17 protein-coding genes and 1 tRNA gene are annotated in these 22,541 nt (G+C 60.1%); 13 read left to right on the top strand and 5 right to left on the bottom strand.

What is annotated here, in order from left to right; translation table 11 throughout:
- Positions 1–153: 153 nt before the first annotated feature.
- Entirely contained in the window at positions 154–3,972 is a 3,819-nt protein-coding gene (locus sake_RS04940) for a multifunctional oxoglutarate decarboxylase/oxoglutarate dehydrogenase thiamine pyrophosphate-binding subunit/dihydrolipoyllysine-residue succinyltransferase subunit (protein WP_129360168.1), read from the bottom strand.
- A gap of 333 nt (positions 3,973–4,305) precedes the next feature.
- On the opposite strand from sake_RS04940, the gene sake_RS04945 reads away from it, so the two are divergent.
- The 6 genes from sake_RS04945 to sake_RS04970 all read left to right on the top strand — a co-directional run bounded on the left by sake_RS04945 (position 4,306) and on the right by sake_RS04970 (position 11,473).
- Positions 4,306–5,784, top strand: coding sequence for a GuaB1 family IMP dehydrogenase-related protein (locus tag sake_RS04945; RefSeq protein ID WP_178945556.1), 1,479 nt, complete (start codon positions 4,306–4,308; stop codon positions 5,782–5,784).
- A 212-nt stretch (positions 5,785–5,996) separates the two neighbouring features.
- On the top strand, positions 5,997–7,391 hold the full coding sequence (locus tag sake_RS04950; RefSeq protein WP_129359927.1) for a hemolysin family protein: 1,395 nt from the start codon (positions 5,997–5,999) through the stop codon (positions 7,389–7,391).
- On the top strand, positions 7,388–8,539 hold the full coding sequence (locus sake_RS04955) for a hemolysin family protein (RefSeq protein ID WP_129359926.1): 1,152 nt from the start codon (positions 7,388–7,390) through the stop codon (positions 8,537–8,539). Before sake_RS04950 ends, sake_RS04955 begins: the two co-directional genes overlap by 4 nt.
- A gap of 95 nt (positions 8,540–8,634) precedes the next feature.
- A complete protein-coding gene (locus sake_RS04960; protein WP_178945557.1) occupies positions 8,635–9,606 on the top strand; it encodes a metal ABC transporter solute-binding protein, Zn/Mn family in 972 nt (323 codons plus the stop codon).
- A gap of 89 nt (positions 9,607–9,695) precedes the next feature.
- Entirely contained in the window at positions 9,696–10,526 is an 831-nt protein-coding gene (locus sake_RS04965; protein ID WP_371811948.1) for a metal ABC transporter ATP-binding protein, read from the top strand.
- Positions 10,526–11,473, top strand: a complete 948-nt coding sequence (locus tag sake_RS04970; RefSeq protein WP_178945558.1) for a metal ABC transporter permease — start codon at positions 10,526–10,528, stop codon at positions 11,471–11,473. The genes sake_RS04965 and sake_RS04970 overlap by 1 nt, the downstream gene beginning before the upstream one ends.
- Here the strand turns inward: sake_RS04970 and sake_RS04975 are convergent.
- Positions 11,437–11,904 carry a Fur family transcriptional regulator gene (locus sake_RS04975; protein WP_238147629.1) on the bottom strand — a complete coding sequence of 156 codons (468 nt, stop codon included), beginning with the start codon at positions 11,902–11,904 and terminating at the stop codon, positions 11,437–11,439. The genes sake_RS04970 and sake_RS04975 overlap by 37 nt on opposite strands.
- Positions 11,905–12,083: 179 nt before the next feature.
- Between sake_RS04975 and sake_RS04980 the strand changes: the two genes are divergently transcribed.
- A complete protein-coding gene (locus sake_RS04980; RefSeq protein WP_129359923.1) occupies positions 12,084–12,758 on the top strand; it encodes an MBL fold metallo-hydrolase in 675 nt (224 codons plus the stop codon).
- Positions 12,755–13,180, top strand: a complete 426-nt coding sequence (locus tag sake_RS04985; protein WP_129359922.1) for an HIT family protein — start codon at positions 12,755–12,757, stop codon at positions 13,178–13,180. Before sake_RS04980 ends, sake_RS04985 begins: the two co-directional genes overlap by 4 nt.
- A gap of 272 nt (positions 13,181–13,452) precedes the next feature.
- Here sake_RS04985 and hrpA read toward each other — a convergent pair whose 3' ends face one another.
- The 3 genes from hrpA to sake_RS05000 form a co-directional block, all read right to left on the bottom strand.
- Positions 13,453–17,568 (bottom strand): ATP-dependent RNA helicase HrpA, encoded by a 4,116-nt coding sequence (gene hrpA, locus sake_RS04990; RefSeq protein WP_129359921.1) that lies wholly within the window; start codon positions 17,566–17,568, stop codon positions 13,453–13,455.
- A 42-nt stretch (positions 17,569–17,610) separates the two neighbouring features.
- Positions 17,611–18,489 (bottom strand): alpha/beta hydrolase, encoded by an 879-nt coding sequence (locus sake_RS04995; RefSeq protein WP_178945559.1) that lies wholly within the window; start codon positions 18,487–18,489, stop codon positions 17,611–17,613.
- A 71-nt stretch (positions 18,490–18,560) separates the two neighbouring features.
- Positions 18,561–18,636, bottom strand: a tRNA-Arg gene (locus sake_RS05000).
- Positions 18,637–18,827: 191 nt separating this feature from the next.
- Here sake_RS05000 and sake_RS05005 point away from each other — a divergent pair.
- From sake_RS05005 to sake_RS05025, 5 genes are read left to right on the top strand one after another with little or no spacing between them, the layout of a single operon-like run.
- Positions 18,828–19,130, top strand: coding sequence for an urease subunit gamma (locus tag sake_RS05005; RefSeq protein WP_178945560.1), 303 nt, complete (start codon positions 18,828–18,830; stop codon positions 19,128–19,130).
- A 15-nt stretch (positions 19,131–19,145) separates the two neighbouring features.
- Positions 19,146–19,574: an urease subunit beta gene (locus tag sake_RS05010; RefSeq protein ID WP_129359918.1), complete on the top strand. Its 429-nt coding sequence runs from the start codon at positions 19,146–19,148 to the stop codon at positions 19,572–19,574.
- Between the two features lie 25 nt (positions 19,575–19,599).
- Positions 19,600–21,315 carry an urease subunit alpha gene (gene ureC, locus sake_RS05015; RefSeq protein WP_129359917.1) on the top strand — a complete coding sequence of 572 codons (1,716 nt, stop codon included), beginning with the start codon at positions 19,600–19,602 and terminating at the stop codon, positions 21,313–21,315.
- A 29-nt stretch (positions 21,316–21,344) separates the two neighbouring features.
- Positions 21,345–21,833, top strand: coding sequence for an urease accessory protein UreE (gene ureE / locus sake_RS05020; RefSeq protein ID WP_129359916.1), 489 nt, complete (start codon positions 21,345–21,347; stop codon positions 21,831–21,833).
- Positions 21,814–22,527: an urease accessory protein UreF gene (locus sake_RS05025; RefSeq protein WP_178945561.1), complete on the top strand. Its 714-nt coding sequence runs from the start codon at positions 21,814–21,816 to the stop codon at positions 22,525–22,527. The genes ureE and sake_RS05025 overlap by 20 nt, the downstream gene beginning before the upstream one ends.
- Positions 22,528–22,541: the final 14 nt, after the last annotated feature.

The raw sequence follows: 22,541 nt of genomic DNA on the forward strand, positions 1-22,541 counted from the left end.
TCGGCGTCAGATCGTTGGCCGCCCGATTACGGACGTTCAACGAGTGCATCTAACGTAACGATAAACGTTCTTTGCTGCGCCCGCATGTCCGAACCCTCGCATTGACCATAGAAACATGGGAAATACGAGGGCTCGTGGACGACATGCCGAGATTTACTCGACGGCCTGCTGAACGAGGTGCTCGAGCTCGGCCTGGTGACGTTTGCCGGTGCCTGTCGCGGGGGACGCGGAGGCAGGCCGGGACACCAAGCGTATCTCACGGTCCAAGAGCGGCAACAACGCTGTCGTCAGGTAAGGCCACTGACCCTGGTTGGCGGGCTCGTCCTGGGCCCAGACCACTTCGGCGTTGGGGTACCGCGACAGTTGTTCCTTGATCTCGTCGAGCGGAAGCGGGTAAAGCTGTTCGACTCGGACAATCGCCGTCTGGCTGAGGCCCTTCTTCTCGCGGCGGGCAGCCAGATCGTAGTAGAGCCGGCCCGAAACCATGATGACTCGCTTGACATCCGAGTCATTGAGACCCAATTGGTCCGGAATCACCGTCTGGAAGTCACCCTGCGTAAAGTCCTCGACCGATGATGTCGCCGCCTTGAGACGCAGGAGCTGTTTCGGCGTCATGATGACCAGTGGGCGGTGAGGCCTGCTGTACACGTGACGACGCAATAGATGGAAGTGGTTGGCCGGGGTGGACGGAACCGCGATGGTCATGTTGTTCTCCGCACACATCTGCAGGAAACGTTCCATGCGGGCGGACGAGTGGTCCGGGCCCATACCTTCGTAACCGTGCGGAAGCATGAGCACCAGCGAGGAACGCTGGGCCCACTTCTGCTCAGCCGAAGACATGAATTCGTCGATGATCGTCTGGGCGCCGTTGAAGAAATCGCCGAACTGCGCTTCCCAGATGACTAGCGAGTCCGGACGCTCCACGGAGTAGCCGTACTCGAAGCCCATGACGCCGTACTCGGAGAGCAAGGAATTGTAAATCATGAACTTGGCCTGGTCATCCGCCAAATTCCGCAACGGCACCCACTCGGCATTCGACTGGGTGTCGTGAAGAACCGAGTGGCGCTGGACGAACGTACCGCGCTGGACGTCCTGACCCGACATGCGGACCTGGACGCCTTCCATGAGCAGTGAACCGAAAGCAATCAATTCGCCGAAGCCCCAGTCGATCTTGCCGTTGGTCGACATCTCGTAGCGCTTCTTGACCAGCTGGCCGAGCTTCTTGTGAACCTGGAAGCCTTCCGGCATCTCATTGTGGACCTCGCCCACGCGGGCGACGACTTCCCGCGAGACGGCCGTAGTATCCGGCGAATAGACCGAGTCCTCGATCTGCTGAGCAGCGGGACGCTCGATGTTCGACACGGCAGCAGCATCCCCCGTGACCAGGGGTGCGGAAGAAGTCTGGGCCTCGTGGGTTTCCGTGAACACCCGCTCGAGGCGCTCTTGGTAGTCCTTGAGCGCCCGATCCGCTTCATCCTGCGTGATGTCGCCGCGGCCAATGAGGGACTCAGTGTACAGCTTGCGGGTCGAGCGCTTGGCCTCGATGAGCTGGTACATCATCGGCTGGGTCATCGACGGGTCATCGGCCTCGTTGTGGCCGCGGCGGCGGTAGCACACGAGGTCGATCACGACGTCCTTGTTGAAGCGCTGACGGTATTCGAAGGCCAGCTGGCCCACGCGGACCACGGCCTCAGGATCATCCGCATTCACATGGAAGACCGGCGCCTGGACCATGCGGGCGACGTCGGTCGAGTACGTTGAGGAGCGGCCCTCGCCCGGAGTCGTGGTGAAGCCGACCTGGTTGTTGACGACGATGTGCACCGTGCCGCCAACCTTGTATCCGCGCAGCTGCGACATCTGCATGGTCTCGGCCACGATGCCCTGACCAGCGAAGGCGGCGTCACCGTGGACCAGGATGGGCAGGACTCCGTAGGAGTTCTCCGAATCGCCACCTTCGTCCAGGAGATCCTGTTTCGCTCGGACGATTCCTTCGAGCACAGGGTCGACCGCTTCGAGGTGCGACGGGTTGGCCGCGAGATAAACTTGCGTCTCATTGCCGGTGTCCGATGTGAAGACGCCCTCGGTTCCGAGGTGGTACTTCACGTCGCCCGACCCGCCAACAAGGCGAGGATCTTGCTCACCCTCGAACTCGCGGAACACCTGGGCGTAGGACTTGCCCGCAATGTTGGTCAGCACGTTGAGACGGCCACGGTGGGCCATCCCGATGCCGACACCCGCGAGGCCGTCATCAGCGGCGCCCGAAATGATCGAATCGAGCAACGGGATCAGCGATTCTCCGCCCTCGAGAGAGAAGCGCTTCTGTCCGATGTACTTGGTCTGGAGGAAGGTCTCGAATGCCTCGGCGGCATTAAGTTTGCCCAGGATGCGCAGTTGCTCGTCCCGGCTCGGCTTGGTATAGCCGTGCTCCAACTGCTGCTGGAACCACTGGCGCTCGCTGGGGGACTCGATGTGCATGTACTCAACCGCCAGGGTCCGGCAGTACGCATCGCGCAGAAGATCGAGAATGTTCCGCAGGGAGAGCTTCGACGCATCCCCGAACCCTCCCGTGGGCCACTCACGGTCCAGGTCCCAAAGGGTCAGGCCGTAGGTCGCTATGTTGAGATCCGGGTGCTTGCGCATCACGTATTCGAGAGGGTTGACCTCCGCGATGAGATGGCCACGAACGCGATACGCGTGGATCAGCTGCTGGATTCGTGCAACCTTGTTGACCTCTTCCTCGGGGTTCACCTGGTTGTCGACGGCCCAGCGCACGGGCTCGAAGGGTATACGGAGGACCTCGAAGATTTCGTCGTAGAAGCCGTGCTCACCGAGCAGGTACTGATCGATCAGCTTGAGGAATTCGCCGGAACCCGCGCCCTGGATGACTCGGTGGTCATACGTGGACGTCAGCGTCAACATCTTGGAGACGCCCTCCCGCGCCAAAGTCTTGGGGGACGTTCCACGACGCTCGGCAGGGTAATCCAGGGCACCGACGCCGATGATGCAGGCCTGGCCCTTGGAGAGGCGGGGGACCGAGTGGACGGTTCCGATTCCGCCCGGGTTGGTCAATGATGCCGTGGTGCCCTTGAAGTCCTCGACCGAGAGCTTGTTGTCCCGAGCGCGCTTGACCATGTCATCGTAGGCACCCCAGAACTCGGCGAAGTTGAGGGTCTCGGCCTTTTTGATATTCGGAACCACGAGGTTGCGGGATCCGTCGGGCTTCGGCATATCAATGGCCAAACCGAAGTTGATGTGGGCGGGATGAATGGCCGCGGGACGGCCCTTCTCATTCTCGCCGTAGACCACGTTCTGCGAAGGAAAGGCCTTGAGAGCCTTGATCACGGCGTACCCGATAATGTGAGTGAACGAGACTTTTCCGCCGCGCGAACGCTTGAGGTAGTCATTGATCAACATGCGGTTGTCGATCAGAACCTTGGCCGGAACGGCTCGTACCGTCGTCGCGGTCGGGACCGTGAGCGACTCCTCCATATTCGTCACGACGGCCTTGGCCGGCCCGCGGAGAGTCTCGACCTTGTCTTCTTCCGTCTCCACGTTGCTCTTGGCGCCCTCCGGCAGCTGAGCGGGAATGGGACGCTTGGTCGTGGGAGATTCTTTGGCCTCGGCCCCTGCCTGTTGAGGAGCATCGGTTTCTTTCTTGGCGCCGGCCTTCTGGGTGGAGGCTTTCTGCGCCGGCTGCGACGCGGGCTTTGCGGATGGCTTCGCCGGAGCCTCTTGCTTCTTCGGCTTCGCTGAAGCCGACGGTTCGGGCGCTGCGGGCTTCGCGGCCTGAACACTGGACTGGGTGCCGGACGGCGAGCTCTTGCTCTCTTGTTCCTGCATGGATTCGAAGATGGGCCACCACTTCTTGTCCACCGAGTTCTTGTCTTGCTGGTATTGCTCGAAGAGCTCATCTACGAGCCACTCATTACCTGCAAATTCCTCAGGGATCTGGTGATGTGGCTGATCTGGCACTAGCTTCACGCCTCTTCCATTAGCTGTTTCTGTCCGGAAGATTGAGCGGTCAATCTTCCGTACCCTCTTGTGGATGCTACCGAAGCGCGGTGGTTCTCCGGGCTACAACGCCCTAGGGAGCCGCCGAGTGTCCCGCGACGATGCGGGAGGCGCAACCTCTGCCCTTGAGTCTATTAGGGTTGCGCCGACGTTATCCACCTGAAAACGGCCCATGTCGCACCTCCGACCGGCACATCACAGTCCTTTGTGCCCGTCGACACCCCAGTGGTCCGGTATTTGGGCATCGTCCGGGCTTCATATCGGAATTCGATAGCTCTCGGTAAGATGAGACAAGTGCGATTCTTGAATACCCCCTCAACCGACTTGACCTACAACGATGTTTTCCTCGTACCCTCGCGGTCCGAGGTCGCATCGCGATTCGACGTCGACCTTTCGACCGAAGACGGCACTGGCACCACGATTCCCGTGGTAGCTGCGAATATGACGGCCGTGGCCGGGGCCCGAATGATGGAGACTCTGGCGCGGCGCGGCGCCGTGGCTATTCTTCCCCAGGACGTTCCCCTCGACGCGGCTCGGCGGATCATCGAAGAGGTCAAGGGCGCGAGTCCTCTTGTCGAGTCCGCGGTGATCGTTTCACCGGACACATCGATCGAGTACGCCTTGCGCCGTTTGGGGGACCGACGCTTCGGTGAGGCGGTCGTCGTGGACGAGGAAGGCCGACCCGTCGGCGTCGTACGTCGCGAAGAAAGCCAGCATGAGGACCCGGCTGCGCCGGTCGAAAAAGTCATGCATCCTCTTCCCCTGGTTATCGACGAGGCCGACTTGGCTCCAGAAGCCCCGTGGCGAAGTGAGCAGAGAACCATCGCCATGCGCTCGGTCTTTGCCCAGTGCGAAGAGCTCGGCATCGAATTGGCCGTGGTCGTTCGCGACGGACGGTACGCCGGTGTCCTCTCGCACTCCGGTGCGGTGCGCGGGACCACGTACCAACCGGCCCTGGACGGTTCCGGCGCGTTGATCGCCGGTGCCGCGGTCGGGATCAACGGCGATGTCGTCGGCAAGGCGCGTGCACTGCTCGACGCCGGGGCCGACGTGCTCGTTGTCGACACCGCTCACGGTCATCAGCAGAAAATGTTCGATGCCCTGGCCGCCGTCAAGTCCCTGAACCCCCAGGTGCCCATCGTGGCCGGGAACGTGGTTTCCGCTGACGGAACGCGGGATCTCATCGAAGCGGGAGCTGACATCGTCAAGGTGGGCGTGGGGCCGGGCGCGATGTGCACGACGCGCATGATGACGGCCGTCGGCCGGCCGCAATTCTCAGCGGTCCTGGAATGTGCGGCCGCTGCCCGGGAACTCGGAAAACACGTGTGGGCCGACGGCGGCGTGAAGTACCCGCGTGACGTTGCCTTGGCGCTCGCGGCCGGGGCAAGTCAGGTCATGGTGGGTTCGTGGCTCGCCGGGACCTACGAATCACCGGGGGAGCTGCATCACGACGACGAAGGGCGCCTGTACAAGGAAAGTTTCGGTATGGCCTCGACGCGCGCGGTCAAACACCGTACGCGGCAGGAAGACTCCTTCACCCGGGCCCGTAAGGCAATGTTCGAGGAAGGCATTTCCAACTCGACCATGTACCTGGACGCGGAGAGCCCGAGTGCCGAGGACGTCCTGGACAAAATCACCGCTGGCTTGCGTTCGTCGCTGACCTACGCGGGCGCCAACGACTTGGCGGCCTTCCACGAAAGGGCTGTTGTGGGAGTCCAGGCAGCTTCTGGATACGACGAAGGACGTGCGCGTTCGCGCTCGTGGCTCGTCTAGCCCAGATCGGCATGTTTTACGAACGCCGTCGCCTCTGAGGCGACGGCGTTCTTGTTCGCCCGGGTCGAAAACTCGAGGTTTTCTTGAGCCTCGCATACCGCTGGGGGAGACCCCGCGCTACACTAAAAGCCTTATGGACGACCCTTTTAGTTGCTCTCATCCTGGGCCGCCTCTTGCGCGCCGCCACACTTCCGGGACGGTGAATTGATCCCGTGGAATGGTTACTCGTTCTGGCCGGCATCCTCCTGATTCTCGGCACCGGATTCTTCGTCGCGGTCGAGTTCTCACTCGTGGCATTGGACCAACCCACAGTCGTACGCCATATTCAAGATGGCGATCGGCAGGCCGAACCGCTCCTGAAATGCCTAAAATCATTGTCCACGCAACTGTCGAGTTGCCAGTTGGGCATCACAATCACCACGTTGTTGACGGGCTACACGCTCGACGTCGGGATCCAAGGTCTGTTGACCGAAACCATAGACGGGTGGGGCATTGCCCCGGCTGTTGCATCCGCGTCGACCCTGATCGTCTCGATGCTCATTGCGACCCTCCTGTCGATGACCTTGGGTGAGCTCATACCCAAGAACCTCTCGATCGCGGAGTCTTTCAGGATCGGCAAGGCGCTAGCCCGGTATCAACTTGCCTTCACCGCACTGATGAAACCTTTCGTGATCGTCATGAACGGTAGCGCCAACAAAGTCCTTCACCTCATGGGTCTCGAAGCGAAGGAAGAGCTCTCTGGTGCCCGTTCACCGGAGGAGCTATCCTCCATGGTTCGGCGTTCCGCCGATCTTGGAACCCTCGACGTCGGGACCGCGAATTTCGTGGCACGGACCTTGAACTTCTCCGAACACACCGCCTCCGACGTGATGACTGCCCGTCGCCAGGTCGTCATGTTGCCGACCACCGCCAACGTCCACGAGGTCATTGCCGAGGCCCGGAAAACCGGACATTCTCGCTTCCCGTTGTACGGTGAGAACCAGGATGATGTGAAAGGCGTGGTCCACATCAAGAGGGCCGTCGGTGTGCCTCCTGACCGGCGAGATACCGTCCAGGCCGGCGCGCTGATGGATGAGGTGCTCCGGGTCCCGGAGACCATCCATCTCGATGCCTTGTTGAGACAACTGCGCGAAGCTGCGTTGCAGGTGGCTGTCGTACTTGACGAATACGGCGGAACCGCGGGCATCACAACCCTGGAGGACCTTGTCGAAGAGATCGTCGGCGAGGTTGCGGACGAGCACGATCGCGCCGTCCCTGGCGTTCTCGAGACTGCGGACGGCCGTTGGCATTTCCCCGGACTTCTGCGTCCGGATGAAGTCACGGAAAAAGTCACCCCTTTGGACGTCGACGACGATCCTGCTTTCGAGACTATGGGCGGCTTCATGATGGATCGGCTCGGACGCATCCCCGAAATCGGTGACACCGTGCCGATCGAAACGGGAATCCTCGAAGTCGAGCGAATGGACCATCGCCGTGTGGAACGGATCCTTTTCACCCCCTCCGTGCACGGATCTGACGAAACCCTTACCGAGGACCTGGGCCCGGTAAGGGCCGTGGATGGCAGCATCGACGCCGTCCGCCCGGCAAAGAATGCGAGCACTCGATGAACGATTGGGTTTCCCTAGCACTGCTGGTAGTTCTCCTCGCGGGGAACGCATTCTTCGTGGGCGGCGAATTCGCGATCATGTCAGCGCGTCGTTCCCAGATCGAACCGCTCGCCGAGGCCGGCAACAAGCGTGCGCAAACCACGTTGCGGGCCATGGAGCATGTGTCCCTGATGTTGGCCTGTTGTCAGCTCGGCATCACGGTTTGCTCGCTTCTGATCCTGAACGTTGCCGAACCCGCGGTTCACCACCTTGTGGCCGGGCCGCTGACAAACCTGGGGGTTCCTTCCTCGGCGGCGAACATCGTGGGGTTCTTGTTGGCACTGCTCTTGGTGACGTTCCTGCACGTGATCTTCGGTGAGATGGTTCCCAAGAACATCTCCGTTTCGGTTGCCGACAAAGCGGCGCTGGTCCTGGCCCCGCCGCTGGTCATGATTTCTCATGCGGTCAAGCCGATCATCGTCTTCCTTAACTGGCTCGCCAATTCGGCTCTAAAGATCCTGAAAGTCGAGCCCAAGGACGAGGTCTCTTCTACGTTCACACTCGAGGAATTGCAGACGATTGTCGAGGAATCAACCGCAGAAGGGTTGGTCACCGACGCGGACGGCATGCTCTCCGGAGCGCTGGAATTCTCGGAAAAAAGTGTCGGGGAAGTCATGGTCCCGGTGGATCGGTTAGTCACCCTGCCTTCAGACTGCTCTCCCCACGACCTTGAAAAAGCCGTGGGACGAACCGGCTTTTCGCGTTTCGTGCTGAAATCCGACGATGGAAGCTACCTGGGGTACCTTCACGTCAAGGACGTCTTGTCGATCCCCGACGAGCGTTATCGCCAGCCCACCCCGTTGACCAGGGTCCGTTCGCTGATCAACCTTCGACCGGACACCACCGTCGAGGACGCCCTGAGCACGATGCAACGTACTCACGGGCACGTCGCCCGCGTCGTTGCACAGAGTGGCGAGACGATCGGCGTTCTGTTCCTTGAGGACGTGCTGGAGGAGTTGATCGGTGAGGTCAAGGACTCAACGCAGGCCATGGACTATCGACGCACCGGAATTTCTTACCGTGAGGAAAGCGCACGTTCGATGCTCCCGAAAACTTCGGGCCGAGGCGCGACGGCGGCCACCGCGAAGCGCCCTACCAAGGAAGCATAAGCCATCGCTAAATTGTGAACGATTCGCATCTGAGTAGACTTTTTGCAGATGCGATTCGTTCGCTTTTTATTGAATGGTGCCTAGAAGGAGAAAACATGCGTGGTAAGGGCTGGGTCAGGGCTGTGGCCATCGCCGCAATCGGCGGGGTCGCTCTGACGGGTTGCTCGAATTCGGATTCGGGCTCCTCAGGTCGTTCGGAGAACGACAAAATCACGGTGGTGACTTCCACGAACGTCTATTCCGACATCGTGAAGTCCATTGCAGGGGACAACGTCAAGGTCGAACCCATTATCAATTCCACCAGCCAGGACCCGCACTCCTATGAGGCGACCGCGCAGGACCGACTCAAGGCCAAGGACGCCGATCTGATCGTTGAGAACGGCGGCGGATACGACGCCTTCATGGAAGACATCAGCGAAGGATCCGATGCAAAGAAGATTGACGCCGTCGAGCTCTCCGGGCTGCCCGGAGCAGGCGAAGCGGGCGGTCATGACCACGATCACGATTCCGACTCGGGTCATGAGCACGACCACGATCACGGCTCCTTTAACGAGCACGTCTGGTACAACCCGAAAGTCATGGAGACCGTGAGCAAGAAGATTTCCGACGAACTCGGAAGTCTCGACTCGGATCACAAGGATGATTATTCCAAGCGGGAACAGGAACTCGGGGATAAGCTCGGAAAGCTACAGGAGCGAGCCTCCTCGCTCAAGGGCGATGGCCGTCAGTATTTGGCGACCGAACCGGTTCCCGGATATTTGCTGCAGGCTGCTGGCCTCAAGGACGCAACTCCTCAGGACTTCTGCGAAGCGATCGAGGGCGACACTGACGCACCGGCTTCCGTGATCAAGTCTCTGAAAGACGAGCTGGACTCCGGTAACATCGCTTTACTGGGGTTCAACTCGCAGACCGAGTCTTCGCAGACCCAGGACGTCAAGAAATACGCCGAGGACCACAACGTATCGACGGTTTCCTTCACCGAGACCCTTCCCGATGACCAGGATTACGTCGGCTGGATGAACATGAACCTGGACAATATTTCCTCTGCCTTGGACAGCCAGTCGTAAACTGACCTGCCTTCCCGAACGGTGACGCCGGCCCCAATCCGGCGTCACCGTATTTGTTACCACATACCGCCTCGTCAAGGAGTTTTATTGTGTCCCCACTGCAGCCTCCGAGCATCGCTCTGGACCGTGCTGCGCTGTCCTTTGGGGAGCGCACCCTCTGGACCGAGTTGACACTGGATATTCCCCAGGGCGAGTATTTCGCTGTCCTGGGTCCGAATGGATCGGGCAAATCGACGTTCCTCAAGACCTTGCTCGGGCTTCTGCCTCTTTCGGGCGGTTCAGTCCGCGTGCTGGGGGAGACGGTGCGGCGCGGTAATCCACAGATCGGTTATGTGCCCCAACAGCGTCCGTTTTCGCCGGATACCCCATTGAGGGCCCGAGACCTGGTGGGAATGGGACTGGACGGGCATCGCTGGGGGCCGGGGCTGCTGTCCCGGAAGCGCAGAGCCCGTGTTGACGAGTCGTTGGAACGCGTCGGTGCCACGGAATACGCGGCCGTTCCTGTGGGGCTGTTGTCCGGTGGAGAACAACAACGGTTGCGTGTCGCCCAAGCCCTGGCGTCCCGGCCCAGGCTGTTGTTGTGCGACGAGGCGCTGCTTTCCTTGGACCTGCGCCATCAGAGCGCGGTGAGCAGACTGATAGAAGACTACCGAGAGGAGTCGGGTGCCACGGTGGTTTTTGTGACTCACGAGATCAACCCGATCATCGACGACGTCGACCGCGTGCTGTATCTGGCCAACGGTCGATTCACGGTGGGCAGCGTCGAGGAAGTCATGACCACGGAAACCCTCACGCGTGTCTACGGTGCACCGGTGAACGTGGTCCAGGTCGACGGTCGCTATATCGTCGTGGGCGCCGGATCTGCTTCCGAGGCCTCTGGTTCGGACTGCCACGCGCACGACATCGGAGGGGAAGCCTGATGCTCATTGATGCACTAGCCCCGTCGCTGGTCGCCGTCGGCGATTTCTGGAGCCGGATTTTTGTCTTCGAAGACTACGGTGAACTGTTTGTTCTTCTCAGCCAGTCCGTCGTCGCGGGAGCCATTCTGGCTCTCATCGGGGGCTTCATCGGGACATTCGTGATGATGCGTGACGGCTCTTTCGCCGTTCACGGAATAGCCGAACTTTCCTTCGCAGGTGCCGCATTCTTCCTGCTCGTCGGGATGGACGTGATCACCGGGTCATTGCTGGGGTCGATCGCAGCCGCGGCGATCATCGGGATCCTTGGGGCCAGGGCAAGCCACAACAGCACATTCATCGGTGTGCTGATGCCTTTCGGCCTCGGGCTCGGAATCCTGTTCCTCTCGTTGTACCAAGGCAGATCGGCAAATAAGTTTTCGCTCCTGACGGGGCAGATCGTGTCCGTCGACGCAGCTCAGGTATCCGAGATGGCCATCGGGGCCGTCGTTGTGATCGGCGGGTTGCTCATCGTGTGGCGTCCCCTGACTTTTGCAAGTCTCGATCCTGACGTTGCAATCGCCAAGGGTGTTCCGATGCGAGGCCTTGCAATGGTCTTCATGCTGTTGCTCGGCATCTCGGTTGCTCTGTCCGTGCAAGTGGTCGGCTCGCTTCTGGTTCTGGCGCTCCTGATCACGCCAGCAGCGGCGGCGATCCAACTGACGGCGTCGCCGGTCAAGGCCGTGGTTCTCTCGGTCGTCTTCGCCGAAATATCCACCGTGGGCGGAATCATGCTCGCGCTGGCGGGCTCTCTGCCCATCAGCCCTTATGTCACAACCATTTCCTTCTTGATCTACATCGTCTGCCGGATCGTGGGAACGGTGCGTCGGCGAGTGACGGGGTCCGGAAGAAAAATGCCGGTTGCCGCCTCACCTCATGATGAGGAACGCGCAACCTCGCGAGTGCACTGAGCGCACAATCCGGTGAGCTCGATGGTATGTGCGATTTCGGTGAAACCGAACCTGGATCCAACCTGTTCGGCCCATTGCTCGACGACGTCGGCTTCGATATCTTCCGCGGCCCCACAGCGACGGCACAGAAGATGATGGTGGTGATCATCGGCCAGGCACTTCCTGTACAGGGCTTGGCCGTCATCTGACTGGACCACGTCCACTTCGCCGGTGTCCTCAAGAGATTGGAGGATGCGGTAGACGGTGGCCAACGAAACCCTGCCTCCTCGATCCGAGACGATGCGGTGGAAGTCCTGGGCTGAGTGAAATTCTTCCAGAGTATCCAACGCCTCGACCACCGTTCTGCGCTGCCGAGTATTGCGGAATTCCTGGGTCATTCGCGCTCCTGCGGACCCCTCGGATCCTTCGTGCGCGGGTTGCTGCGCGGCCACGGCCTCAATCCTCTTTCTTACCGATGTCTGAAGGCGGCCCGATGCCCGCCCACGGTGCGGTTGCTCTTTCGCACCATATTGTCCTCATTCTAGGTGTGATGGATCCTCGGCATCGCCCAGGGCGTAACGGCTCGACACTGCCCTTACCCCGAACAGCTCAGGACGATATTCTGGGTGTTATGCGACTCACCAAGTTCACGCACTCATGCGTCCGACTGGAAAAGGACGGATCCGTTCTCGTCTTCGATCCCGGCAACTTCTCCGATGCTGCGGAGATCGGAACGGCTCTCGAAGGAGTCGATTATGTGGTCATCACACACGAGCACCCGGACCATTACGACCGCGACACGGTCAATGAGTACCTCGATACACGGCCGGATGTCCAGGTTTACGCACCTGGTCCCGTTGCCCGGGAGATGAGCGAGTCGGTCCAGCACCCCGGGAGGATCCATGAGGTCCACGGCGAGGAGTCCTTTGACCTCGGACCGTACGCCATACGGACCTTTGGCGGCCAGCATGCTTTGATCCATCCACTCGTGCCTGTGGTGGAAAATATCGGATTTCTGGTGGACGACAACATATATCATCCCGGCGACAGCCTGATCGTTCCGCACAGGGCCCAGGTTCGGAACCTCTTGGTCCCGATTCATGCTCCGTGGAACAAGTTGCACGAGGTCGTGGACTTCTTGACGTCGGTTCGGCCCCATCACGCCTACCCCCTTCATGACGGGCTTCTAGCCGAAAACGGCAAAGCCATGTTGACCAATCACTTGACCAACTTCGGGGGCAAGTACGGTAGCGAGTACCACCGCCTGGAAACCGGGGAATCCATCACTATCGAGGAGACAATGTGAGCACGGTATTTACCAAGATCATCGAAGGCGAGTTGCCTGCCCGCTTCGTGTGGAAGGACGAGCGCGCCGTCGGGTTCCTCTCAATTGCGCCGTTGTCCATGGGCCATGTCCTGGTTGTTCCTCGTGAAGAGGTCGACCATTGGGTTGACCTGCCTCAGGACCTTTCCGTGCATCTCATGAAGGTTTGTCAGACCATCGGGCAGGCCATCGATGAAGTTTACGACCCCGTTCGTGTAGGCCTGATGATTCAAGGGTTCGAAGTGCCTCATGCGCACCTGCACGTGTGGCCCACCAATTCGATCGAGGAATTCAGCTTCGACCAAGTGGACAATGATCCCGACCAGGACAGCATGGACGAGGCAGCTGCCGCTATTCGTGACGTGTTGACCAGAGCCGGGCATTCCGAGGCCGAAGTATCCTGAGACGAAGGATTTTCGGATCGGGTGACTCGGGGCGGCCCGACTCCACGAGGGAAACCGAAGTGCTCCAACTCATAGCTAAGCGGCATCACAACTCCGGGATAGCGGAGCGGCTCGTCATCACCGAGGGGTGAGTCGAGAAACACATGCACAGGGTTTTCGTGAAGCTCGGCCTGGCTGAATCCGACGATGCCCACGGGAGGCTGACCGCAGTCCTGCGGTATCTCAACCGCCGAATTGCGCCAGGCCGGCCAGTCTTCGAATCGTCGGAACCGTTATGCACGTCCTGACTGATTCAACATGTCGATAGCCTGCTTCTGCGATTTCCGGATCCGTTGGGCGGAGACGGGCCGTGAAGTTCCCAGCTCCTGAGCGAAGTAGCTTACTCGGAGCTCCTCGATCATCCAGCCGATGTCCGCGAGCTGAGCAGGTACCTCCCCGTCCACCGCGTACTTCTCGGCAGCGGAATCGTATTCGTCCTCGAGTTCCTGGACCTCAAGCATCAGCGTCGTGTCCTTGCCGACGCGCTCGCCGATCTTCGCGATGCGGCGACTCATGCCTTCAAGGTATCTCGGGAGATGGACCAAACGTTCGTAACCAGTGGAAGCCACGAAACCTGGGTACACGAGGTGCTCGAGTTGGGCTTTCATGTCGTTGAAGTTGTTGATAACGGCCAAGGAGGCTGAGGACTTGAGTTGTTTGCGCACCTGGTTGGCCTGTTTGAGGATCTCAGCAACCAAACTCGTCACCGTGAACACGGTATCGATGAGTTCGGCTCGGACTTCGTGGAACAGGCTTTCGAATTCCTGACGGGTGACGGGCGCGGTCTCTGGGGTGAGTTTGTCCAGCGCAGCAACGGTGCAGTCGGCGATCAACGAGTCGACCGAACCGTGGGGGTTCTGCGTGAAGACGATTTTTTCCTGGTTCTTCAGATGTTCCGACACGTATTTGTGGGGTGAAGGAACTCGTAAGGACAGCAAACGGATCGTTGCCTTTCGCTGTGCCCGATTCCGTTCGGATTCGGAGGCCAGAACACGCACGGCCACGGTCTCGCCTTCGTCGACCAGGGCTGGATATCCCTCGACCCGTTGCCCGGAAATGGTCCGGGTGATCTTGGGCGGAACGTCCGTTTCCGGCCAATCCCTGAGGCCAGAAACCTCGACGACACCCGCTCCCGGGGTGAGCCGCGTGGGGTCTTGACCGGAACTCGGTTTACTGCTTTTCCCCTGGAGCTTGTTTTGTGGAATCGGTGCCGGCTCGGGGGCACGCCCCTGTTCCGTCAGACGAGCGAGGGCTTCCGGAGAGGCCCCCAACGAAGCGGCCAGTGCCGACCGTATCTGAGGTCGTAGTTGCTCCTGTAAGGCTGCGAGATCCTTGCCTTCCCCGAGGAGTTTGTTCTTCGCATCGCGGACCTGGAAAGTTATCCGCAAGTGTTCCGGAACGGCGTCCCAGTTCCATGACCCAGAGGGAATAACGTGTCCCTTGAGCCGACGGAGCACCAGCTCGAGTGAGGGGAGCAGCTCGTCGTGTGCAGGATCGAAATCTGTCTCGAGCGCCTCGACCGCATCTCGAGCGACATCCGGTGCAGGAACAAAATTCTTGCGCGAGGCCTTGGGGAGGGACTTGATGAGGGCCGTGACCAATTCGTGCCGCAGCCCCGGAATCAACCACTCGAATGGCTCCTGAGGGATCTGATTCAAAAAGACAATCGGCACCTGGACGAATACGCCATCGGCTTCCGGGCTCGCACCCGGGGCCGCGGGCGCGAACTCATAGGAGAGATCCAGCCTGAGCTCCGAATCCGAAGTAGGCAGAACCCACGTGCGAGGAAATTGGGATTCGTCGTAGTCCCGGGCCTCTTCGTCGATGAGGTTCTCCGGGTTGAGGTCCAGAAGATGCTCATTCTGCGGACGAGTCCTCTTCCACCACCGGTCGAAGTGACGTTCCGAGACGACGTCCGCCGGGATCCGAGCGTCGTAGAAATCGAAGATCACATCGTCATCGACGCGCAGATCACGACGTCGAAGCCGCGCTTCGAGCTGGTCGATCTCGGCGAGGCGTTTTCGGTTCCGTTGGAAGAAACGATGACGCGTGCGCCAGTCGCCTTCCACGAGGGCCTTCCGAATAAACAATTCGCGGGAGAGCACCGGGTCGATACGCCAGTAGTTCACGGGTCGATCCGTGACGACCGGAACCCCGAATAGGGTCGCCTTTTCATAAGCCATCACGGAACCGCGCTTGGCCGACCAGTGCGGTTCGGAATAGGTCCGCTTGAGCAGCGACCCGGCCGCGTCTTCGACCCATCGAGGATCCACTGAGGCATTCACCCGAGCCCAAAGCTTGGAGGTTTCCACGAGTTCCGCAGAGACGATCCAGTCCGGGTTCTTCTTGAACAAACCGGATCCCGGGAAGATGGAGAACCGGGTACCCCGCGCCCCCTGGTATTCGTGTCTGCGCTCGTCCTTGAGGCCTATATGACTCAACAGACCGGTCAGAAGAGATCGATGGACGGCTTCCTCACTTCCCCCGACGCGAATCCGGCGCCCGCGGGAAACTCTGATGCCTGCCCGCGAACCAAGCTGCCGCAATTGCTCGTAGAGGTCCTGCCACTCCCGAACTCGCAAGAAGTTGATGAACTCGCGTTGACACATCTTCCGGAACTGGGAAGACGATAATTCTTCCTGTTTTTCCTGGAGGTACTGCCAGAGCAGGAGATAGCTCGAGAAGTCCGAGGTATCGTCTTTGAAGCGCGCATGGAACTGATCCGCTTGAGCCCTCTTCTCCGTGGGTCTTTCACGGGGATCCTGGATCGTCAGGGCAGCGGCCAAAACCATGACTTCTTTGGCCACGTCGTGATCTTGGGCAGCGACAATCATGCGTCCGAGCCGCGGATCCACCGGAAAAGCGGCCAGCTGACGGCCGACGGCGGTCAACGGCGAGGGCCTGGACTTTCGTTTGCCGTGTCCGCGTCGTGGCTGTGAATCGAATTTTTCCGGAGTCGCTTGGGCGGGCGCATCCTTGAGGGCTCCCAGCTCGCGGAGCACATTCACACCGTCGGAGATCGAACGCTTGGCGGGCGGCTGTACGAAGGGGAATCTTTCCATATCCCCCGGAGAGTGCACGACGCCGATCGACATCGTGTGGAGAATCACCGATGCGAGATTGGTGCGCAGTATTTCGGGATCGGTGAACTCGGGGCGGGAATCGAAATCTTCTTCGGAATAGAGGCGAATTGCTATGCCGTCCGAAACACGTCCGCAACGTCCGGAACGCTGGTTCGCGCTGGCCTGGGAAATTCGTTCGATCGGCAGACGCTGGACTTTGGTCCGCACGGAATACCGAGAAATCCTGGCGGTACCAGGATCGATCACGTACTTGATGCCCGGGACAGTCAGCGAGGTCTCGGCAACGTTGGTCGCCAGCACGATACGGGGTTTGCCGGAAGGCCGAAATACCCGATGTTGTTCTGCCATCGAGAGTCTCGCGAAGAGGGGGAGGATCTCGGTTCCGGCCAGGGACCGTTCGCGTTTGGACAGATCCTCGAGCGCGTCCGCGGCATCGCGGATTTCACGCTCTCCCGAGAAGAAAATGAGAATGTCGCCTGGATCCTCTTTCTTAAGCTCCAGGACAGCATCGCATACCGCATCCAAGGGGTCCCTGTCATCGACCTCCAGGCCGTCGCCGGTCTCGTCGTCCGAAGTTTCCGGAGAACCGCTCAGGGGACGATAACGAATCTCGACGGGGTACGTGCGGCCGGAAACCTCGATCACCGGCGCCGCGTCATCGGGCAGTTTCTCGTCCTCGGCACGTTCCTCGACTGGGTCGAAGCTCGGAGCAAAATGCCGGGCGAAACGGTCCGGATCGATGGTCGCCGACGTGATGATGAGCTTCAGGTCAGGGCGCTGGGGGAGGATTCGCTTGAGATAGCCCAAGATGAAATCGATATTCAAGGACCGTTCGTGGGCCTCGTCGATGATGATCGCGGAATACTTTTTGAGCAACGGATCATGCGGGATCTCGGCGAGAAGGATCCCGTCCGTCATGAGTTTGATCGCGGTCCGATCACTGACCTCGGAGGTGAATCGGACCTGATAGCCGACCGTCTGGCCGATTTTTTGCCCCAATTCCTCGGCGATACGCTCGGCAACGGACCTGGCGGCCAATCGGCGCGGCTGCGTGTGGCCGATGGTACCGGCCTCGTTCAGCCCGAGCTCGAGACACATTTTGGGGATCTGCGTAGTTTTGCCCGAACCGGTTTCGCCGGCGATCACGACCACCTGGTTATCCTGGATGGCTTCCATGATGTCTTCCCTGCGGGCAGAGACGGGCAAGGACTCCGGATAGGTGATGTGGAGAGGGACGGAAGCGGATGCTACGGGCTGATCAGACATATTGCGTCCCAGTTTACCGGCCTTCCGCACCGACGGGCACGGTCAGTCCCGCGGGGTCACCCAGTGGGCACGGATCCACCCGATGATGCGCTCGATTCGTGCCTCGTCCCGGAAGATGAGCGCGTCTGAATGCTCGGCCTTCGGCACGATTTCGAGAGCGGTCGAAATGCCGCGTCCCCGCAGCGCCCGGTGGGCGTCGCCGGATTGCTTCCACGGCACACAGGAGTCCGAATCTCCGTGAACATAGAAAACGGGGCGATGGTTTGGGCTGAGATCGTCCGAACGAGCATAGTCAATAGGGTGCGCGCGTGCCCACGCTGCCTCGGCCGGAGAACCCGGAGTCGCGGGGTACGACGAGCCGAGCAGACGTCGTTCTGCACCGTCGTCGTCGGGGTGATCTGCCGGGAAACCACATAGCATGCGGTCGTCGAAAATTGACCGGAGGTCGCTGACACCATAGAAACTCACGGCGCAGGTCACGTCGGTGGATTCTGAAAGGCCCCCTTGTCCCTCGAGGTAGGGGATACCGGAATCCGGCGTCGCGGCGAGCAGCTGGGCGAGGTGGCCTCCCGCTGAGGCCCCGGATACAGCGATTCGGGTGGGATCGATGTCGAACTCATTGGCTTGCGAACGGAAGAACCGTACCGCGGTCTTGGCGTCATTCAGCTGTGCAGGGAAGAACGACCGATGTGACAACCGGTAGTTGATGGAAGCCACCGCGAAGCCAGCGGCCTGAAGTCGCTCGCGCCAATGATGCTGTCCATTATCGGAATACAAGAGGGAAGACTTGTCCCCGAACCGCCAAGCGCCACCGTGAAGGTGAATCAGAAGTGGAGCGGGTCCAACGACCGGACCAGCCGGCGGGTAGAGGTCGAAAGAGCGATTGGCATCTCCGGGCTCTGCGTAAAATCCGCCGAGCATGTCATTTCCTCCGTATGGACCTGAATCGATACGAATTGACCCCGCCGCCGAGCGAACGGGACGGGGTCAGATGGTGCCCTCGATAGGATTCGAACCTACGACTTCTTGCTCCGGAGGCAAGCGCTCTATCCACTGAGCTACGAGGGCAACGCGTACCAGCATACCAGGAAATGCGGTCGGCGAGGACAACCCGACGCTCTACATTTTCTTCGAACGTTTTCCAGGAATCTTCCAGAACCGGGGAGTAAATAATAGAAGCGAGAAACATAGTTTCGCTAAATAGTCCGGCGTTTGGCACGACCAATGCGCCGGTTTCCTTCGCCCGAGGAGCAATCGCCGTGCACCTGCAACCCCGCGAACAAGAAAAACTGCTGACCGTTGTGGCAGCCGATCTCGCCAGGAGACGTCAGTCGCGGGGGCTCAAACTCAATTACCCGGAGGCCGTAGCGGTCATCACTTACGAATTGCTCGAAGGAGCCAGGGACGGACGAAGTGTTTCCGACCTCATGAGCTGGGGCGCCACGATTCTTTCCGTCGACGACGTTCAAGAAGGTGTCCCCGAGATGATCCCCGACGTCCAGGTCGAAGCCACGTTCCCTGACGGAACCAAGCTCGTCACGGTTCACCAACCCATTCGCTAGGAAAGGACTTTCATCGTGATACCCGGAGAATACCGACTCGCAGAGTCGCCTATCGAATGCAATTCAGGTCGAGAGACCATAACCCTCGACGTCCTGAACCGAGGGGACCGGCCCGTCCAGGTCGGTTCGCACTTTCACTTCGCTGAAGTCAACCGCGCGTTGGCCTTTGACCGGCACACTGCGCGTGGATTCCGGCTCGACATTCCGGCCGGGACCGCGGTTCGCTTCGAACCTGGCGACCGAAAGACCGTGAATTTGGTGGCCTTGGGCGGCGACCGGACCGTTTATGGGTTCCGCGACCTCGTGGACGGGCCGCTCGACGCCGCCCAGTCGACGGGGCTGAGGGACGAATCCACGCCGGCCCGTCACGAGTCGGCGGCCGGCGACGCCCCGGATCCGCTGCCCAGCCGGGACGACGACGACTATTCGAATCAAACGCGCTGAGCGCCTGGAAAGAACCGAGAAATTCTTGAGCTTTGAACTGAGCCGCGACCAATACGCGAATCTGTACGGCCCCACGACCGGAGATGCCGTGCGCTTGGCGGACACCGAATTGTTCGCCGAAATAGAACAGGATCTCACGACCCCGGGCGAAGAAGCCGTGTTCGGCGGTGGGAAAGTGATCCGTGACGGCATGGGCCAGAACGGTCAATTGGTCAGGGACGTCGGCGTTCCCGACCTGGTGATCACCAACGTCATCGTCATCGATTGGACCGGAATCTACAAGGCCGATGTCGCCGTTCGGGACGGGCACATCATGAAGATCGGCAAATCCGGAAACCCTCACACCATGGACGGAGTCGACATCGTCATCGGCGTTGCGACGGACGTTATCGCCGGCGAAGGAAAAATCCTGACGGCTGGCGGCATCGATTCTCACATCCACTTCATCAGCCCCGACCAGATCGAAACGGCCTTGGTCTCAGGGATCACGACCATGATCGGCGGAGGAACAGGACCCAGCGAATCGTCGAAGGCCACGACGATCACTCCCGGTGAATGGAACATTCACAATATGCTCCGGTCGTTCGAAGCGTTCCCGATGAATTTCGGGATTCTCGGCAAAGGGCACGGTTCGTCGGTCTCGCCCTTGAGCGAGCAGATCCGTGCGGGAGCCATTGGACTGAAGGTTCACGAAGACTGGGGTGCGACGCCCTCATCGATCAATACCTCATTGCAGGTAGCAGACCAGTACGACGTCCAAATCGCCATCCATACCGACACTCTCAATGAAGCCGGCTTCGTCGAGGACACCAAAGCGGCCATCGACGGGAGGGTCATCCACACCTTCCATACGGAAGGGGCAGGTGGCGGGCACGCGCCGGACATCATCGAACTGGCCGCGGAGCCCAATATTCTGCCCGCCTCGACGAATCCGACGTTGCCTTATACCCGCAACACGATCGAGGAACATCTCGACATGCTCATGGTGTGTCATCACCTTCGAGCCGACATCCCCGAAGACGTCGCCTTCGCGGACTCGCGGATTCGCAAAGAGACGATCGCCGCGGAGGACGTCCTTCACGACATGGGAATCTTCTCGATGACCTCATCTGACTCGCAGGCAATGGGCCGCGTCGGTGAGGTAGTCCTGAGGACCTGGCAGGTAGCCCACTCGATGAAAAAACAACGAGGCAAGCTCGCCGAGGACGAAGGAACCGCGGGAGACAATTTCCGCATCAAGCGATTCATCTCCAAGTACACCATCAATCCGGCCATCGCACACGGCGTTTCGGACTCGGTGGGTTCGATCGAAGAGGGGAAATTCGCGGATCTGGTCCTCTGGGAGCCGAAGTTCTTCGGGGCCAAGCCAGATCTGATCATCAAGGGCGGACAAATGGTCCACGGTCCCATGGGGGATCCGAATGGATCGATCCCGACCCCGCAGCCCCGGAATTACCGAAAGGCATTCGGAGCCTTCGGACAGGCGACGGCTTCGTCTTCGATCACGTTCCTGTCCGAGGTCGCGGTCCAGGCTCAAGTACCTCGTCTGCTGGGGCTCAACAAGGTCATCCGAACGTGCCACGGTATACGCAACCTGACTAAGGCTGATCTCCGATTCAACGGGGAGACACCGAAGTTGTCAGTCGACCCGGAAACCTACGAAGTCAAGGTCGACGGCGAGCCGATCACGTGCGAGCCGGCCGAGGACCTGCCTCTGACCCAGCGATACTTCCTATTCTGAACCGAACCATCCAGCCCAGGAGACAGCTCATGATTGTCACCCGCGTACTCGCTAACGTGCACGAACCCGACGGCCAGGCCCTCGTTGCGGACCGTCACGTCGAGAAAGTCGTACTCCCCAGCCAGGACCTGGTTAAACGGATCCAACGGCTGACCACGGACCATGGAAACGAATTGGGGCTCCGCCTTCCGTCTCGGTCCCCGGACCTCAAGGACGGGGATGTCTTGGCTGTCCCTGGAGAAGACGGCGACTCCGCGGTTATCGTGCGCGTCTTGCCAACGGACGTGTTGGTCATCCGGCCGATTTCGATCTTCCACATGGGTCGCATCGCGCACAGCTTGGGGAACCGGCATTTGCAAGCGCAGTTCTTCGACGAGAACAGCGAGTACGAAGCCGAGGTCATGGTCGTTCAGTACGACCACACCGTCGAGAGATTCCTCCACGAAGAAAACGTTGACTACGCGCGTCAAGAACGTGTGATGCCTGTGCCGTTCCGTCATGCAGAACACACCCACTGAACCGGAGGGCACCACGGCACTGACTCGTTTGATGGGTCTGATGCAACTGACGGATTCCGCGATACCGACCGGAGCCTTCAGTCATTCGCTCGGATTCGAAACGTACATGAGCCGAGGGGAACTGGACGACGAGGATACTTTCGCCGATTGGCTGCGCATGTTCGTGGAGCAACAACTGACGTACACCGACGCGGCGGCCATCCGTATCGTCTACCGTGCGTCCTGTGAAGAAGAAATCGTGGACCTGGACGAACTGATTATCGCCCAAGCCCTGCCACGGCAGATACGTGACGGGGGGATCACCATGGGGCGTCGGCTTCTGTCCATCGGCGCGGCCAGCTACTCGGGACGCTGGACCGAGGCCTACGCCCGGTCGGTCGATGACGGAAGAAGCCACGGCCATCAGGCCATCTCAATGGCAGTGCTCGCGCGTGACCTGGGGGTCCCGGAAGACGAGGCCGTTGCCTCTCATGTTTACGCCTCGGTGATCTCGCTGACACAGAACGCCGTGCGGGGGATCCCACTGGGGCAGAACGCAGGACAGCGAATCGTCGCAGCGCTGCAACCCGAAGTCTTGCGCGCTGTAGAAGCGTCCAGGCAGCTGAGGGCCGAAGACCTCGGGGCAATATCGCCTGGACTCGAGATTGCCCAAATGGCACATGAGCGTCAGCGTGCGCGCCTCTTCATGAGCTGAAAACACGAATTGAA

It is taken from the genome of Kocuria sp. TGY1127_2 (assembly GCF_013394385.1).
Taxonomy (GTDB): domain Bacteria; phylum Actinomycetota; class Actinomycetes; order Actinomycetales; family Micrococcaceae; genus Rothia.